Here is a 16,443-nt window from a genome sequence, read left to right on the forward strand (position 1 = left end):
TTTGTGTGGACCTGACGAGTGTCGGGAAACTTCGCATTGACAACACGATGCGTGGACGTTTTCGCGCGTGACGTGCGTAGCGTCGTTCCCACCCGCACACGGAGCGGAACCAGAAAAACGCGGATCCAGCGGGATCCGTTGGGAAATCTCACGTGACGTCGAGCCAGGTTCGTCCATCCGAACCCCACGGCTCGTAGAGGAGGACCCGCTCGCTCGACGCGAGGTTCAACCCGAGCAAGGCGCGCTCGGCCAGCGCCGAGAGGCCGATGACGCCAAGCGCCGAGGCCGCCGCCCGCGCCACACGCGAAGCCGCCCGCGCCGGCACCTCCCCCCGCGGCGGCTGCACGAGCCGAGGCAAAAGCGCCCCGACCCCCGCGAGCGACGACGCCCGCGCGACCGCGTCCGAGAGCCCCCCGAGCTCGTCCACGAGCCCGTGCGACCGCGCCAGCGACCCGCTGTAGATGCGGCCCTGCGCGAGCTTGTGGATGTCCTCGAAGCTCCGGCCCCGCCCCCGCGCGACGACGCCCACGAACGTCCGGTAGAAGGCGTCGACCTCGGACTCGAGCACCCCACGCTCGGACGCGTCGAGCGGCCGGACCGGCGAAAACAGGTCGGCGCGCGCGCCACGTTTCACGACGTCGGTCGAGACGCCGACCTTCTCGAGGAGCCCCCGCAAGACGAAGTGCGCCGACACGACGCCGATCGAACCGGTGATGACCTGGGGCTCGGCGACGATGACGCGCGCCGCCGCCGCCACGTAGTAGCCGCCGCTCGCCGCGACGTTCGAGAGGTACGCGACGACCGGCTTCTCCTTCGCGAGCAGCTCGACCTCGTGGTGGATGCGGTCCGAGGCGACCGCGCTGCCCCCAGGCGAGTCGATGTGCAGGACGACGGCCGCGACACGCGGGCTCTGCCGCGCCGCCCGCAAGGCCCGGACGATACGCTCCTCGACGGCGAGCTTGCCGAGCGCGAAGCGGCTGCGCGAGACGATGGGCCCGTGCACCTCGACGATGCCCACGACCGGCCTCGGCAAGAGCGGGCGGAAGGCGAGCTTCCGACGCGCCGCGAAGTACCGACCCGCAGGCACCCAGCGCGCCGAGGGTGGAGGCTGCTTGCCGAGCAACGTCTCGACCTCGTCCTCGTACGCGACCGCGTCCACGAGGCCGAGCTCGACGGCGCGGGTCGCTCGGTACGGCGCCTCGTCGACCCAGCGTGACGCGGCGGAGACGTCTCCGCCGCAGCGCTCCGCGAGCGCCCGGACGAGCGCGTCATGCCGCGCCCCGAGCACCTCCCCGAGCTGCTCGCGTTGCGCCTCGCTCATCGTGTCCCGCACGAGCGGCTCGGCGGCGGCCTTGTACGTGCCGCGGGCGAAGACCTCGGGCTCGACCCCGATCTCGGCGAGCGCCCGGCGCAAGTACCGCCCCGTCGCCGCGTACCCGATCGGCGCGACGAGCGTCTCCGGCCCGACCACGACGCGGCGCCCCGCGCTGGCGAGGTACATCGCGTCGTTGTCCGCGCCCATGGGCAGGTAGAAGACGACGTCCTTGCCCGCCGCGCGCAGGTCCGCGAAGATTTTGCGCAACGAGGCGAGCACGCTCGGGCCCGCGCCGAAGCCGTCGAGCCGCACGAAGAGCCCCGCCGCCCGGTCGTCGTCGCGGAGGAGCCCGCAGAGCTCTTGCACCCGCGTCACCGAGAGCGGATGCCGCGCGCGCTGGACGAGCCGCGCGAGCCCGCGTGGCCGCACGGGCAAGGTGTCGACGACGGGCCCGTCGAGGTCGAGCACGACGTAACCACCCTTGGGGATGGCGAACGCGCGCCGCAGCCACGCGAGGGGCAAGACGAGGAGGAGCAGGAGGTTCGTGAGGACGGAGCGCAGCAAGGGGGCCTTCGCATCCTTCGGCAGGGACCGGCGCAACGTAGACCCTCGAAGGCCGAGGCGGTAGATCGGCCGGCGCTTCGTCGTGGGAAGGAAGGGCCAGACCGCCCAGGGCGCGTTATGCTCGGCGGCGGCGAGCGGGCCGATGGCGGCGCTCGAACGCGACCTGGCGAGAAGGAGCGCTTTTCGTTGAACGACCCGCAGAGCGGCACAGCCCCCCCTCCCCCGCGCAGAAAAGGCGACGGATCCCTGCGCGTCATCCCCCTCGGCGGGCTCGGCGAGATCGGGATGAACTGCATGGCGCTCGAGCAGGGCGACGACGTCGTCCTGGTCGACTGCGGCGTCACGTTCCCGACGACCGATCTCGGCATCGACACGTACCACCCGCGCTTCGATTACGTCATCGGACACAAGGACCGCGTCCGCGCCGTGGTGCTCACCCACGGGCACGAGGACCACATCGGCGGGTTGCCTTATCTGCTCGCGCACCTCGACGAGGACGTCCCGGTCTACGGGCCGGCGCACGCGCTCGAGCTGGTCAAGCACAGGCTCGCGGAGCACGGGTATGGCGAGGGCGAGGTCGAGCTCATCCCGGTCGCCCCGCGCAAGACGTACGAGGCCGGATCGTTCTCGTTCGAGCCCATCCGCGTCACGCACTCCATCGTCGACGCGGTGGCGCTCGCGTTCCGGACGAGGGCGGGCCTCGTGGTGCACACGGGCGACTTCAAGCTCGACCCCACGCCGCCCGACGGCGAGCTGACGGACGAGGCGCGGCTCGCCGAGCTCGGCGACGAGGGCGTCTCGCTCCTGCTCTCCGACAGCACGAACGTGGACTCGCCCGGCCGATCGACGAGCGAGCTCTCCGTGGGCCAGACGCTCGAGGAGATCGTCACGCGCGCGAAGACCCGCGTGGTGATCGGGATGTTCGCCTCGAACGTGCAGCGCCTCGCCGTGCTGGCGAAGGTCGCCGTCGCCACGCGGCGGCGCATCTGCTTGCTCGGCCGCAGCGTGCAGGCCCACGTCCGCGCCGCCGAGATCGTCGGCCGCCTCCGCTTCCCGAGTGACCTGCTCGTGCCACCCGAGCACCTCGGCTCGATGCCCCGCGACCGCGTCCTCATCGTCGCGAGTGGCACGCAGGCCGAGCGCATGAGCGCGCTCGTCCGCCTCGCGGCCGGCACGCACCCGCTCTTGCGCCTCGACCCGGGCGACGTCGTCGTGCTCTCGAGCCGCATCATCCCGGGCAACGACCGGCCGGTCTTCGAGATGATGGGCGACTTCTTGCGGATGGGCGTCGACCTGAAGACGTGGCTGACCGACCGCGGCGTGCACGCGAGCGGGCACGCGCACCGCGAGGAGCAGACGCGTATGATCGAGCTCTGCCGGCCGCGCTCGTTCGTGCCCGTGCACGGCACCTACCACCACCTCGTGCGGCACGCCGCGCTCGCCCGCGAGGTCGGCGTCTCCGACGTGCTCGTCGCCGAGAACGGCGAGGTGGTCGAGCTCGGGGAGGAGCGGTCCCTCGCCAAGGCCGCGCGCGTGACCGTCGGCAAGGTCGCGACCTACGGCGGCGACGAGCTGCCGGACGAGGTGATCCGCGAGCGCGCGCAGCTCGGTCGGTCGGGCGTGGTGATGGTGTCGCTCGTGCTCGACCGCCGCGGCGGCGTCGCCGCCCCGCCCCGCGCGGTGCAGCGCGGCGTCGTCGATCACGAAGAAGGGGCCTCCGAGGTGATGCGCGCCGCGTCGCTCGCGGTCTCGCGCGCGGTGACGGACGCGGACGGGCGAACGCGGGCGAGCGACGAGGGCATGACCGAGGTCGTGCGGCTCGCCGCGCGCCGCGTCATCGAGGCGAAGACGGGGCGCAGGCCGATCGTGCTGGTCACGCTGTCGCGGGTATGAACACGGAAGGCTTCGCCCACGAGCTCGTCGCCGCGGCGCTCCACGCGCTCATGAGCGACGCGCGCGCCGCGCGGGAGCGGGTGCTTTTGACGTCGGCCTCTCCTCCGGCAGGGTCCGCGGAGAGCGGCGCGGACGAGGAGGCGCTGCACGACTTCCGCGTCGCGCTCCGGCGGATGCGCACGATCCTCCGCGTCGCGCGTGAGCTCTTCCGGCGCAAGCGGCTCGCGCGGATCGAGGGCGAGATCCGGTACCACGCGCAGGCCACGGGCGCGCTGCGCGACGAGGAGGTCCTGCGCGAGACGCTCGGCGCGCTCGACCTCTCCCCGGAGGCGCGCGCCGAGCTCGACGCCTGGCTCGCCCGTCGCGCCCGCGCCGTGAAGAACGAGCACGCCGCCGTCACGCGGTTGCTCCGCGACGGCCCACGCGAGCGGGTCCTGGCCTTCCCCGGCGGCAAACGTGTCCGTCGCCTGGAGCGCTCGTTCGAAGCGCTCGCCGCGCGCCTCGACGGCGACGCGCCGCGCCTCGTGCCCACCTCGGACCTCGGGCACGTGGTGCTCGATCGCGCCGCGCGTGACGTGGCGAAGTGGGCGCTGCGGGACGTCGCCGACGCGGACGCGATGCACGAGCTGCGCATCCGTTACAAGCGGCTGCGGTACACGGCCGACCTCTTCGCGGCGCCGCTCGGCGCGACGGCGACGCGCCTCGCCAAGCAGGCCGCGCGCATGCAGAAGCACCTCGGCGAGCTGCACGACATCGACCAGGCGCGGCTCACGCTCTCTCGCGCGCGCGGCCTGGGCCCGGCCACGAAAGGCGCGGTCGTCGCGGCGCTCCACGCCTCTCGGGTCGCGTGTGCTTCGAAGGTCGAGCCGCACCTCGTGAAGGCGCGGACCCTCGCGGATCGTGTGCCGGACGACGAGCCTCCTGTCGCCGTGTGAGCGCTCTCCTGCGTCCGTTCTCGACGTGGTACCGTCGGCGCATCCTTTCCAGTCGGGCCCGCGCGCCCGAGCGAGGTGATGCCGTGCAACGCTCCGCGATCCTGACCGCAACGCTTCTGTCGGCCCTCGGACTGACCTACCTGGGCTGTACCCAAGACTTCAACCAGTTCGAGCCCACCGGCAGCCCTGGAGGCGGCGGGAGCTCGTCGAGCACGATGAGCGGCCCCGGCGGCATGGGCGGCATGGGCGGCGTGGGGGGTGCCGGCGGCATGGGCGGCGTGGGTGGCGCCGGCGGCATGGGTGGCGCCGGCGGCATGGGCGGCATGCCCTGCCAATCTCCCGCGGACTGCCCGATGGACACGGCTTGCCGCGACTGGAGCTGCGTCCAGGGGATGTGCGCGGCCGACGACGAGGCGGAAGGCACGGGCCTGCCCGACCCGATGGCTGGGGACTGCAAGGACCTCGAGTGCGACGGCATGGGCAACGCGGTCGAGGTCGTCGACGACGCCGACCCGCCGGGCGGCGACGGCAACCCCTGCACCACCGCGGCCTGTGTCGCCGGCATCCCGATGCAGGTGAACGACCCGCAGGGCGACACCTGCCCCGACGGCGTCTGCAACGGGACCGGCATGTGCGTCGAGTGCGTCGACGCCGGCGATTGCACGGGCGACAACCCCACCTGCCTGCCCGACAACACCTGCATCTCGTGCAGCGACGGCGAGATGAACGGCGACGAGACCGCCGTCGACTGCGGCGGCAAGTGCGGCAAGTGCCCCGCCGAGGCATGCGCGGCCAACGCCGAGTGCAAGAGCGGCTTCTGCGCGGACGGCGTCTGCTGCGACGCGGCCTGCGACGGGGACTGCAAGTCGTGCAAGCTCACGGGGAGCGAGGGGACCTGCACCAACGTCCCGCAAGGCATGACCGACGACACGCCCGCGTGTATGGGCACGATGGCCTGCGACGGCGCCGGCGTGTGCAAGCTGGCGAATGGGGAGACGTGCACGAACGGCGGGCAGTGCGCGAGCGGCAACTGCATGGGCGGCGCGAACAAGACCTGCGCGCCCTGACGACGTAGGCGACGCGGCGCCGGGTCTCCGCGGAGGCCCGGCGCTCGCTCGCGCTGCGACTACTGCCGGAAGATCTCGACCCGCTCGAGGATCACGTCCTGCGCCGGCCGATCCCCGGGCCCGCGCTGCACGTTCGCGATCTTGTTGACCACGTCGAGGCCACTCACGACCTTGCCGAAGACCGAGTGCCTTCGGTCGAGGTGCGGCGTCGCCTTCTCCGTGATGAACCACTGCGACCCGTTCGTCGCCGGCCCGCTGTTCGCCATCGAGAGCACGCCCGGCCCGTCGTGGCGCAGCTCCGGGTGGAACTCGTCCTCGAAGCGGTAGCCCGGCCCGCCCGTGCCCCAGCGCGGCGCCATGTCCGCGTGACGCGTGAGCGGATCGCCGCACTGGATCATGAAGTTCGGGATCACGCGGTGGAAGCGGACGCCGTCGTAGAGCGGGCCCTGCTGGGTCTGCCCGGTCTTCGGGTCCTTCCAGGCGAGCGCCCCGGTCGCGAGCGCGACGAAGTTCTGCACCGTCTTCGGCGCGCGCTCCTCCTCGAGCCGGAGCACGATCTCGCCCTGCGTCGTCACGAGCCGCGCGTGGAGCTGCCCTTGGCCGGGCACGTTGATGGCCGGAAATTCCATGTCTCTCTCCTCTTCCTCTACCCGGGGTCGTCCCCCTCAGACCTTCTCGAACAGAGCCGCGATCCCCTGCCCCACGCCGATACAGAGCGACGCGAGGCCGAGCTTCTTGTCGCGCGCCTTCATCGCGTGCACGAGCGTGCAGGCGATCCGCGCGCCCGACGAGCCGATCGGGTGACCGAGCGCGATCGCGCCGCCGTTCACGTTGACGCGTGACGGGTCGAGCTCCAGCGTGCGCACACACGCGAGCGCCTGCGCCGCGAACGCCTCGTTCAGCTCGACGAGGTCCACCTCCGAGGCGGAGAGCCCCGCGCGCGCGAGCAGCTTCTTCACCGCGGGGATCGGCCCTTCGCCCATCAGGCTCGGGTCCACGCCGGCCGTCTGGCTGCCGAGCAGACGCGCGAGCGGCGTCACGCCGAGCTGCTCCACGACCTCCGCCGAGGCGAGCAAGAGCGCCGAGGCGCCGTCGTTGATCGGCGACGCGTTGCCCGCCGTCACGCTGCCGCCCTTCTTGAACACCGCGGGCAGCTTGGCGAGCGCCTCGAGCGTCGTGCCTTCCCGCACCGACTCGTCGCGCTCGAAGAGCACGGGATCCGCCTTCTTTTGCGGGATCGGCACGGGCACGACCTCCGCCGCGAAGGCCCCGCTCTTCCACGCCTCGGCGGCGCGGCGCTGCGACTCGACGGCGAAGCGGTCCTGATCCTCGCGGCCGATGCCGTACTTCTCGGCGACGTTCTCGGCCGTCTCGCCCATCGAGATCAGCGGGAAACGCGCCTTCATGCGCGGGTTCTCGTAACGCCAGCCGAGCGTCGTGTCGTAGACCGGCGGCGGGTTGCGGTCGAAGGGCTGGGCCTGCTTCGGCATGGAGAACGGCGCGCGCGTCATGCTCTCGACCCCGCCCGCGATCACGCACGACGCCTCGCCCACCGCGATCATCCGCGCCGCGTCCGCCACCGCCTCGAGGCCCGAGCCGCAGAGCCGGTTCACCGTCACCGCCGGCACCTCGTACGGCAGGCCGGCGATCAGGAGCGCCATGCGCGCCACGTTGCGGTTGTCCTCGCCCGCCTGGTTCGTCGCGCCGAACACCACGTGATCGAGCCGCGCCGTGAGCGCCTCGTTGCGCCTGGCGAGCGCCGACACGACGTGCGCCGCGAGGTCGTCCGGACGCACGCTCGCGAGGCCCCCGGCGTACCGGCCGATCGGCGTGCGGACGGCGTCGACGACGTAGACGGGCCGAGGCAAAAGAGTCGATCGCGTGCTCATGGGAGGGACTCTAGTCCCAAGCCCCGAAGCTTCGCAAAGCTTCGTGACGAGACCCATCGAACGTCGGAGACGGATGGTGCGGCCGCGGCACGCCTCCGACGAGCCTTTTTGCCGCGTATTTCGGTGCGAATGAGGGTACGCTTTCGAGACGTCAACGCGTGGGGGGAGCGCCGCGCAACGACGGATCGCCATGCAAAGCACCGAGCATCGAGCGCGCGAGCCCGGTCCGACCGAGGAGCAACTCGCCTTCCTGGCGCGAGCCGGCGAGCGGCTGTCGACGAGCCTCGATCTGCGCACCACGCTCGCGAACCTGGCCCGCCTGAGCGTGCCGACGCTCTGCGACTACTGCGTCATCGACCTGCTCGAGGAAGACGGCCACCTGCGCCGCGTCGAGGCCATCCACGTCGACCCCGCGAAGGAGCACCTCCTCGCGGGCCCGCCGTCGCCTCGCGAGAGCGGCCCCTGGTTCGCCGAGGTGGGCCCGAGGCTGCTCACGTGTGGCGAGCTCTTGCTCACGCCCAGCAACGACGGCGGCCCCGGCCCCCGCAGCCACCCCTTCCTGCCCGCGACCACCCTCGGGACGATCTCCTCGATCTGCGCGCCGCTCGTCGCCTCCGGCCGCGCGCTCGGCGTGCTCACGCTGGCCACGGCCGACTCGGGCCGGCGCTACGGCCCGGCCGACCTCGCGATCGCCCAGGACCTCGCCCGGCGCGCCGCGCTCGCCATCGACAACGCGCGCCAGCACGCCGCCGAGCACCACGCCCGCGAGGTCGCCGAGCGCGCCGCCGCCCGCACCTCGCGCCTGCAGACGCTCACCTCGAGCCTCTCCGCGGCCCTCACGCCCGCGCAGGTCGCCGACGCCGTGCTGCAACAGGGCCTCGTCGCCGTCGACGCCCGCGCCGCCGTGCTCGCCTTGCGCACGCAGGACGGCGGCCTCGAGGTCACGGGCTCCCTCGGCGTCTCGCCCGGCCGGTTCTCGCGTGGCGCCCGCCTGCCCGAAGACGCGCGTGGCCCGCTCGCCGAGGCCGTCCGCCGCAAGCAGCCGCTCTGGCTCGAGTCCGAGGCCGCGCTCGCCGAGCTCGGCCCGAGCGCCGAGCTCGACCCCGAGGGCCCCGATCCGCCGAGGGCCGTCGCCTGTTTGCCGCTCCTGCTCGAGGACCGCGCCATCGGCGCGATCGCCTTCTGCTTCCGCGAGCCGCGCGCCCTCTCGCACGAGGATCGCTCGTTCTTGCTCACGCTCGCGCGCCAGTCGTCGCAGGCCATCGAGCGCGCGCGCCTCTACGAGGCCACCGAGCGCGCCCGCGCCGCCGCCGAGCTCGCGACCTCGCGCCTCGTCGCCCTCCAGCGCATGACGGCGGCGCTCTCCGACACGATGAGCCGCATCAAGGTCGCCGAGACCATCGTCGACCACGTGCGCGACATGCTGCCGAACTGCAAGGCCATCGTCGCCACCGTGTCCGCCGACGGCGCCCACCTCGACCTCGTCCGCGCCATCGGCCACACGCGCGACACGCTCGACCGCTACGACTCCACGAAGCTCGCGTTCGCCTCGCCGCTCACGGACGCCGTCCGCACCCAGGCGCCGCTCTTCTTCGACGACTTCGAGGCCTACCGCGCGCGTTACCCGCACCTCGTGAGCGGGGCCGTCGACGAGCCCATCTGCATCGCGGCCGTGCCCTTCGTCGTCGAGGACCGCGCCATCGGCGGGCTCTCGCTCCGGTTCCACCGATCGGGCCAGCGCGCGATCGAGGACAACGCCTTCATCCTGCACCTCGCCCGCACCTGCACCCAGTCGCTCGAGCGCGCCTACCTCTACGAGGCCGAGAAGAAGGCCCGCGCCGAGGCCGACGTCGAGCGCAGGCGCCTCGCGTTGCTCGCCGAGGCGAGCGCCGTGCTCGCCGCCTCCCTCGACCCTGCGGCCATCTCCGAGGCGCTCGCGCGCGTCGCCGTGCCGACGTTCGCGAGTTACTGCATCGTCTGCAGCCTCGACGAGGACAGCACCCCGCAGTTCGTGAACGCGCTGCACGAGGATCCCGAGAAAGAGGCGCTGCTCCGCGACATGCGCACGCGGTACCCCTTCGGCAAGGACCACCCGATCACCGAGGCCGCGCGCACGGGCAAGGCCAAGCTCTCGCGTGTCATCGACGACAGCGTCCATCGCGCCATCGCGGCCGACGCGGAGCACCTCGAGCTCCTCCGCCACGTCGACACGACCTCCTCGATCGTCGTGCCGCTCATCGCGCGGGGCCACGCCCTCGGCGTGCTCTCGTTTGGCGTCTGCGGCGCGCGCAGCCGCTACGGGCAGGCCGACCTCGCCCTCGCCGAGGAGCTCGGCCAGCGCGCCGCGCTCGCGCTCGACAACGCGCGCCTCTTCCACGAGGCGCAGGAGGCGAGCCGCGTGAAGGACGAGTTCCTCGGGGTCGTCTCGCACGAGCTGCGCACGCCGCTGAACGCCATCCTCGGCTGGGCCCGCATGCTGCGCACCGGCGCCGTCCGCGAGGGCAACCAGCCTCGCGCGCTCGAGTCGATCGAGCGCAACGCCGTGCATCAGGCCAAGCTCATCGACGACCTGCTCGACGCCTCGCGTATCACGGCGGGCAAGCTCCGCCTCGACCCCTCGATCCTCGAGCTCGGGCCCGTCGTCGAGGCCGCGGTCCACTCGGTCACGCCTGGCGCGACGAACCGCGAGATCACGCTGCACACCTTCGTCGACCCGAGCAGCGTCCCCATCTTCGGTGATCCGAGCCGGCTGCAGCAGGTCGTGTGGAACCTGCTCTCGAACGCGATCAAGTTCACCCCGAAGGGTGGGCGCATCGACGTGCGGCTCGCGCGCGCGGGGGACGAGGCGGTGCTCGTCGTGACCGACAGCGGCCGTGGCATCCGGGCCGAGCTCTTGCCGCACATCTTCGAGCGGTTCCGGCAGGGCGACGGCACGCTCACGCGCGCCTCGGGTGGCCTCGGCCTCGGCCTGTCGATCGTGCGTCACCTCGTCGAGGCGCACGGCGGCACGGTGCGGGCCGAGAGCGACGGGCCGGACACGGGGGCGAAGTTCACGGTGAAGCTCCCGCTCGCCAAGCCGCGCTCGATCCCGGCGCAGGGCCCGCCCGCGGACGAGCGCCGCGCCGAAAAACGCGCGCTCGCGGGTCTGTCGATCCTGGTCGTGGACGACGAACCGGACGCGCGGGAGATCCTCTCGGAGATCCTCGACCTCGCGGGGGCGAACGTGAAGACGGCCGCCGACGCGGCCGAGGCGTTACGCATCCTGTCGGACTTCGTGCCCGACGTTCTCGTCTCGGACCTCGCGATGCCCGGCGACGACGGCCTGTCCTTGATCCGCAAGATCCGGAGCCGCACGCCGGATCGGATCGCGACGGTGCCGGCGATCGCGCTGACGGCGTACACGCGCCCCGAGGATCGGGTGCGCGCGCTCAACGCGGGGTTTCAGATGCACGTGCCGAAGCCGGTGGACCCGACGGAGCTCGTGGTGACGATCGCGAGTTTGCGGACGCTGCTCGCCTGACCTCACCCACCCCCCCACGGCGCCTCTCGAGAGCCCACCCGGGGCTAAACAACCTGCCTTCGGGGCCTCTCCACAGCCTCCCCGGGGCTCAAAACCCCCCCCGAGGCGCCTCGCGACAGCCCACACGGGGCTCAAAAACCCCCCCGCGGCGCCTCTCGACAGCCCAGCGGGGCTAACGAACTTGCCTTCGGCGCCTCTCGACAACCTCCCGGGGCTCAAAACCCCCCCCCGCCGCCACCCTACTTCCCCGCCTGCTCCTGCACGAACGCCGCGAGCAGCCTCCGATCCTTCTCCGAAAGCTTCTCCTTGAACGCCGGCATGTGCCCTTCCAGCTTCGGATCCATCGCGCCCTTCGGGTACGCCGCGCCGCTGCCCGGATCATCGATCTGCGCGAGGATCCACGGCACCGACGCCCAGCCGCGCAGCTCCGGCCCGAGCGTGTCCTCGTCGTCCGTCTTGCCGTCGAGCCGGTGGCAACTCGTGCATCGTTGCGACACGAGCTTCTCGCCCGGCATGCCCTCGCCCTTCTTCCCTTGCGCCTGCGCCGCGAGGAAGTCCGTGATCGCCTCGAGGTCCTCCGGCTTCATCGCCGTGAACGCCGCCGCCGCCTCCGGGTCCGCCGGTGGCTTCGTCATGCTCGGCATCTCGCCCTTGAACGGCGTCTTGCCGAAGAGCGTGTCGTGGTCGGGCTCTTCCATCACCCGCTTCGCCCACGCCTTCGTCCCGAAGCCCGTCAGATCCGGCGCCGTGTCCTTGCCCTGCGGCGGACCCAGATCCCCCATGCGATGGCAACTCGCGCAGTGCTGCTCGAAGAGCGCGACACGACGCGTCTCCGGGTGGTTGCGCAACATCGCGAGCGCGCCCTCCGGCGGCACGCCCTCCGCGGCCAGCACGAGCGACTTCGCGCCTTGCGCCTCGGCCTTCGCCACCGCCTTGCCGAACGCCGCGTCGGCCGCGTCCGTGCGCATCGACGCGAACGTCAACACACCCGCCGCCAGGCCAAACAGGCCCACCGGCACGAGCAGCGGCAGCCGCTTCATCACGCCACGATCCGCCTTCTTGTCGAGCAGCGGCAACACGAACAGGTACCCCGCCACGAGCCCCGGGATCACCACCGTCGCGATGAGCTCGAGCTTGCCCGGGAAGGGCTTGCGCATCTCGTAGAGCGCGAGGAAGTACCACTCGGGCCGCGCCGGGTAGTCGCTCGTCGGATCCGCGGGCGCGTCGAGCGGCGCGCCGTGCTTCATCCACGTGAGCGCCACGATCACCCCGAGCGCGCCGAGCGCCACGATCACGTCCCGCGCCGCCTGCGTCGGGAAGTACCGGTCCGACTTCACCGCGTCCGCAGGCTTCGCCAGCGCCGGCCCGTGCTTGCGCGAGAGCCACACGTGTTTCGCCGCGATCCCGCCGAGCAGGAGCGGCAAGACCACCGTGTGCAACGTGTACAGGCGCGAGAGCGTCATGTGCCCCGGCGTGCCCCCGCCGAGCAGGAGCTGCTGCAAGACGCCGCCGACCACGGGCACCGTCCCGATGATCCCCGTCTCGACGCGCAGGCCCCAGAAGCCCCGCTGATCCCAGCGCAACGGGTTACCCGTCAGCGCCGCGACCACGATCACGCCCACGAGCGCGAGCGAGAGCCAGTACGTCACCTCGCGCGGCTTGCGATACGCGCCCCGCACGATCGCGTACCCCACGTGGATCACCCCGAGCACGATCGCCGCCTGCGCGCCGAACTGGTGCAGGCCTCGCACGACCCAGCCCCCAGGCACCTTCTGCTGCAGGTACGAGACGCTCGCCCACGCCGTCGTCGCGCTCGGCGAATACACGGTCATCATCAGGACGCCCGTCACCGCCACGAGCACGAGCACGAAGCCGAGCGCCGCGCCCCACGCGTACGCGAAGCGCGCCCCGCCGGGCACCGTGGCCTCCACCAGCTTGCGGACGATCGCGCGGTAGCCCGTGCGTTCGTCGAGCCAATCGCCGAGCTTCACCCGACCTCCTTTCGCTCCGCGATCCCCTGGCGGAAGAGCTTGAAGTCCACCTCGACGTTGCCCTCCACGACACGCACCGTGAGCGGATCCATGTCGCGCGGGCTCGGCCCGGCCTCCGCGGCGCCCGCGAGCGAGAACCTCGAGGTGTGGCACGGACAAAAGAAGCTCTTCTTGTCGGCGTTCAGGTCGATCGAGCAGCCGAGGTGTGGACACACCGCGCTGAGCGCCGTCACGCCCTCGCCCTTCTTCGTCAGCCAGATCGAGCCGAGGAGCTGGTCCCTCGTCACCGTGTACGCGTCGCGCTCGTCGCCGACGACCACGACCCGACGTGGCTCGCCCTCCGTCAGGTCCGCGAGGCGACAAACCCGCATCCACCGCGCCGCGCCCGCGCCACCCTCGGACGACGGCGCCAGCATCTTCACGGCCGGGACCACGATCGCGCCCGCATAAGCCGCGCCGCCCAGCGCGCAGAGCACCTTCAGCGCTCCACGCCTGCCGCCGTCCACGCGCGACGGCTCGTCCGGGCGATCGGCACGCGGCGGCTCGACGCCGAGGTCGTTTTGCATTGGCTCCGCCATCTCGTAGGCTCTCCTCCGCCACGCGCGCTCTCGCGCGGCAGCCCGAAGGATAACCGAGGGGGAGGCCACTTGACGCAGAACAGGAAGAGGTCCCGCGTCGCCTCGAGCAGGCTCCCGCCGCTCGCCCTGCTCCTCGTCACGTCCACGGCGTGCCAAACCACGCCGCCCAAGACCCCGACGTGTAACCCGCGCGACCTCTCCGGCTGCATCATCGAGGAGGTCGACGTCCTCGGCAACGAGACCATCCCCGACGCCGCCATCAAGGAGCGTATCGCCACCGCCGAGAGCTCGCACCCCCTCGGCGGCGTCCTCCAGGGCATCCCCATCCTCGGCCTCAGCGACGTGCTCGCCGTCGAGTACGAGCGCTTCGACCGCTTCGTCCTCGAGCGCGACCTCGCCCGCATCGAGCGTTACTACCGCACCCGCGGCTTCTACGAGGCCCACGTCACGGCCGGGCGCGTCATGCGCCGCAAGTCCGACGGCAAGCTACGCGTCGAGATCGTCGTGCGCGAGGGCAAACCCGTCACGATCCGCAAGGTCGACCTCGCCTGGGTCGACTGGCGCCTGCCCGAGGCCGCCGACGTCACCCGCGCCGTCACCGAGGCGAAGAACACCCTCGACCCCGGCAAGCGCTTCGAGGAGGACGGCTACGAGGCCACGAAGAAGGCCATCACCCGCACCCTCACCGACCGCGGCTTCCCCTACACGAGCGTCCGGGGCGACGTGAACGTCGACCTCGTCGCGCACAAGGCCGACGTCACGTACACGATCGAGCTCGGCCCCCGCGCCACCTTCGGCGACATCCGCATCGTTGGCCTCGGCGAGCTGCCCGAAAAACCCATCCGCGCCGCCCTCGGCTTCAAAAAAGGCGACCCCTTCTCCACGAAGACCCTCGCCTCCGCCGAGCGCGCCCTCGCCGATTTCGGCATCTTCGGCGCCATCGACGTCCGCCCCGAGCTGCCGCCCGAGGGTGAGCCCCGCACGAGCACGATCCCCATCACCATCCTCGTCGAGCCCGCCGCGTTACGCGCCGTCAAGCTCGGCTTCGGCGCCGAGGCCGGCGGCCGCGTCGAGGCGCACGGCTCGGCGAGCTGGGAGGACCGCAACTTCCTCGGCGGCCTGCGCCGCTTCGCCATCGAGGCCCGCCCGGGGCTCGTGTTCTACCCGAACGCCCTCTACAACCTCGTCGTCGCGCGCCCGAGTTACGTCCTGCCCGAGATCCGCCTGCGCTTCGAGCTCCGCCAGCCCGGCGTCTTCGAGCCACGCACGCAGGCCGTCCTCCGCGGCGCGGCCAACGTCTATCGCCCGCTCAACATCATCTCCGCGCCCGCGCCGGGCTCACCCGAGGCCAAGGAGCCGCCCCTCGGCTACCGCGAGGCCGCCGTCACCCTCGGCCTCGAGCGCCGCTTCTCCGACTTCACGCATTACCTCGGGCAGTTCATCCACGTGCAATACGACGACCCGTTCCTCTACTGGAACGACGCCGTCCCCGAGGGCTTCACCCGCCTGCTCTTCACCTACCTCGAGACCGTGGGCACCCTCGATTTCCGGCAGAACGACCGCGGCGAGGTCGATCGTATCGCCCCGCGGCGCGGCGTGTACCTGAACCTCAACGCCCAGCTCGCGGGGTATTTCCTGCCCGGCGACGCCGACGACGTCCGCCTGCGCCCCGAGCTCCGGGCCTACGTGCCCGTCGCCAAGCGCGTCACCCTGGCCTTCCGCCTCGGCGGCGGCTTCCTCATCCCGCGCTCGGACGACTTCGCCCGGGCCCTCTCCATCATCGAGCCCAAGGCCCGCGCCCGGCAACGGCCCGACGCGAACGACGACGGCGTCGTCGACGGCACGAACATCCCGCTCGACGACCTGCGCCGCTCCCTGCAGCTCCTGCAGTTCCGCGGCTTCTACAGCGGCGGCCCCAACTCGAACCGGGGCTACGTCTACAACGGCGTCGGCATGCACGCGAGCGTGCCCCTGCGGGACACGGCGCGTGGCTCGGTGCCTCCGTGGGCCGCGACGGGTGGCCTGACCTTGTGGGAATCCGCGCTCGAGCTGCGGCTCTCGTTCACCGAGAACCTCGGCGCGATCCTCTTCCTCGACGCGAGCGACGTGCGGCCAGGGCTCGCCGAGCTTCGCCTCGACCGCCCGCACCTGTCCGCGGGCCTCGGCTTGCGTTATGCGACCCCGGTCGGGCCCGTGCGTGTCGACGTCGGCTACCGCGTCCCCTGCGCCCAGCAGATCGGGATCTGCGACGAGGCCGAGCTCGGCTACGACGTCGGGGTCTTCGGTTATACGGGGGGATTTCCGATCGTCACGACGATCGCGATCGGCGAGGCTTTTTGATCAGCCTTCTTCTTCTTCGACGCTCCACGTCGCGAGCGCGGTGATCCCGATGGCCGTCGCGCACAACACGCAGAGCGGCGGCTCCTCGTAGCGGACCTCGTCTCCTCGGGTCCACACGTACAGCCCTCGCCCTGCCGGCTCGCCTTCGATGGGCTCCGAGCAGGCGTCGCACCGGAGCTCGCTCGCATCCTCCGGCGTCTCGCGCGCCTTCAGCGCCACGTCGGCCAGCGAATCGATGGCCATGGAAAAAACCATGTTTCGCGGTTGCTCCATCTGCCTCCCTCGGTCCGGCGACCGCCCGAATCTAGCTCAGGCTCTCGTCGGACGCACGTGCTCCGGAACGAGGGGGGG

The 16,443-nt window shown here is 71.9% G+C and carries 11 protein-coding genes; 5 read left to right on the plus strand and 6 right to left on the minus strand.

Annotated elements, in window-relative coordinates; translation table 11 throughout:
* Window positions 1-148 precede the first annotated feature (148 nt).
* Window positions 149-1,879 (minus strand): signal peptide peptidase SppA, encoded by a 1,731-nt coding sequence (gene sppA / locus GF068_RS37695; protein ID WP_153824393.1) that lies wholly within the window; start codon window positions 1,877-1,879, stop codon window positions 149-151.
* 186 nt (window positions 1,880-2,065) lie between these two features.
* On the opposite strand from sppA, the gene GF068_RS37700 reads away from it, so the two are divergent.
* The 3 genes from GF068_RS37700 to GF068_RS37715 all read left to right on the plus strand — a co-directional run bounded on the left by GF068_RS37700 (window position 2,066) and on the right by GF068_RS37715 (window position 5,774).
* The gene (locus GF068_RS37700) at window positions 2,066-3,772 is read left to right on the plus strand and encodes a ribonuclease J (protein WP_240808011.1); all 1,707 of its coding nucleotides are present in this window, start codon (window positions 2,066-2,068) and stop codon (window positions 3,770-3,772) included.
* Entirely contained in the window at window positions 3,769-4,707 is a 939-nt protein-coding gene (locus tag GF068_RS37705; protein ID WP_153824395.1) for a CHAD domain-containing protein, read from the plus strand. Before GF068_RS37700 ends, GF068_RS37705 begins: the two co-directional genes overlap by 4 nt.
* 83 nt (window positions 4,708-4,790) lie before the next feature.
* A complete protein-coding gene (locus GF068_RS37715; RefSeq protein ID WP_206079638.1) occupies window positions 4,791-5,774 on the plus strand; it encodes a hypothetical protein in 984 nt (327 codons plus the stop codon).
* A gap of 59 nt (window positions 5,775-5,833) precedes the next feature.
* Here GF068_RS37715 and GF068_RS37720 read toward each other — a convergent pair whose 3' ends face one another.
* Both GF068_RS37720 and GF068_RS37725 read right to left on the minus strand, forming a co-directional pair.
* A complete protein-coding gene (locus GF068_RS37720) occupies window positions 5,834-6,403 on the minus strand; it encodes a peptidylprolyl isomerase (RefSeq protein ID WP_153824397.1) in 570 nt (189 codons plus the stop codon).
* A 36-nt stretch (window positions 6,404-6,439) separates the two neighbouring features.
* Window positions 6,440-7,663, minus strand: a complete 1,224-nt coding sequence (locus GF068_RS37725) for a thiolase family protein (RefSeq protein WP_153824398.1) — start codon at window positions 7,661-7,663, stop codon at window positions 6,440-6,442.
* A 190-nt stretch (window positions 7,664-7,853) separates the two neighbouring features.
* Between GF068_RS37725 and GF068_RS37730 the strand changes: the two genes are divergently transcribed.
* Window positions 7,854-11,183 carry a GAF domain-containing protein gene (locus tag GF068_RS37730; RefSeq protein ID WP_153824399.1) on the plus strand — a complete coding sequence of 1,110 codons (3,330 nt, stop codon included), beginning with the start codon at window positions 7,854-7,856 and terminating at the stop codon, window positions 11,181-11,183.
* 239 nt (window positions 11,184-11,422) lie between these two features.
* Here the strand turns inward: GF068_RS37730 and GF068_RS37735 are convergent, their stop codons facing one another.
* Window positions 11,423-13,174, minus strand: a complete 1,752-nt coding sequence (locus GF068_RS37735) for a cytochrome b N-terminal domain-containing protein (protein WP_338046739.1) — start codon at window positions 13,172-13,174, stop codon at window positions 11,423-11,425.
* Window positions 13,171-13,740, minus strand: a complete 570-nt coding sequence (locus tag GF068_RS37740; protein ID WP_240808013.1) for a QcrA and Rieske domain-containing protein — start codon at window positions 13,738-13,740, stop codon at window positions 13,171-13,173. Before GF068_RS37740 ends, GF068_RS37735 begins: the two co-directional genes overlap by 4 nt.
* Before the next feature lie 81 nt (window positions 13,741-13,821).
* Here GF068_RS37740 and GF068_RS37745 point away from each other — a divergent pair, with 81 nt between their 5' ends.
* Window positions 13,822-16,092 (plus strand): autotransporter assembly complex protein TamA, encoded by a 2,271-nt coding sequence (locus GF068_RS37745; RefSeq protein ID WP_170319908.1) that lies wholly within the window; start codon window positions 13,822-13,824, stop codon window positions 16,090-16,092.
* Here the strand turns inward: GF068_RS37745 and GF068_RS37750 are convergent, their stop codons facing one another.
* Complete coding sequence (locus GF068_RS37750) at window positions 16,093-16,335, minus strand: hypothetical protein (RefSeq protein WP_153824402.1); 243 nt, start codon at window positions 16,333-16,335, stop codon at window positions 16,093-16,095.
* Window positions 16,336-16,443 lie beyond the last annotated feature (108 nt).

The sequence above is a fragment of the Polyangium spumosum genome, from assembly GCF_009649845.1.
In the GTDB taxonomy this organism is placed as follows: domain Bacteria; phylum Myxococcota_A; class Polyangia; order Polyangiales; family Polyangiaceae; genus Polyangium; species Polyangium spumosum.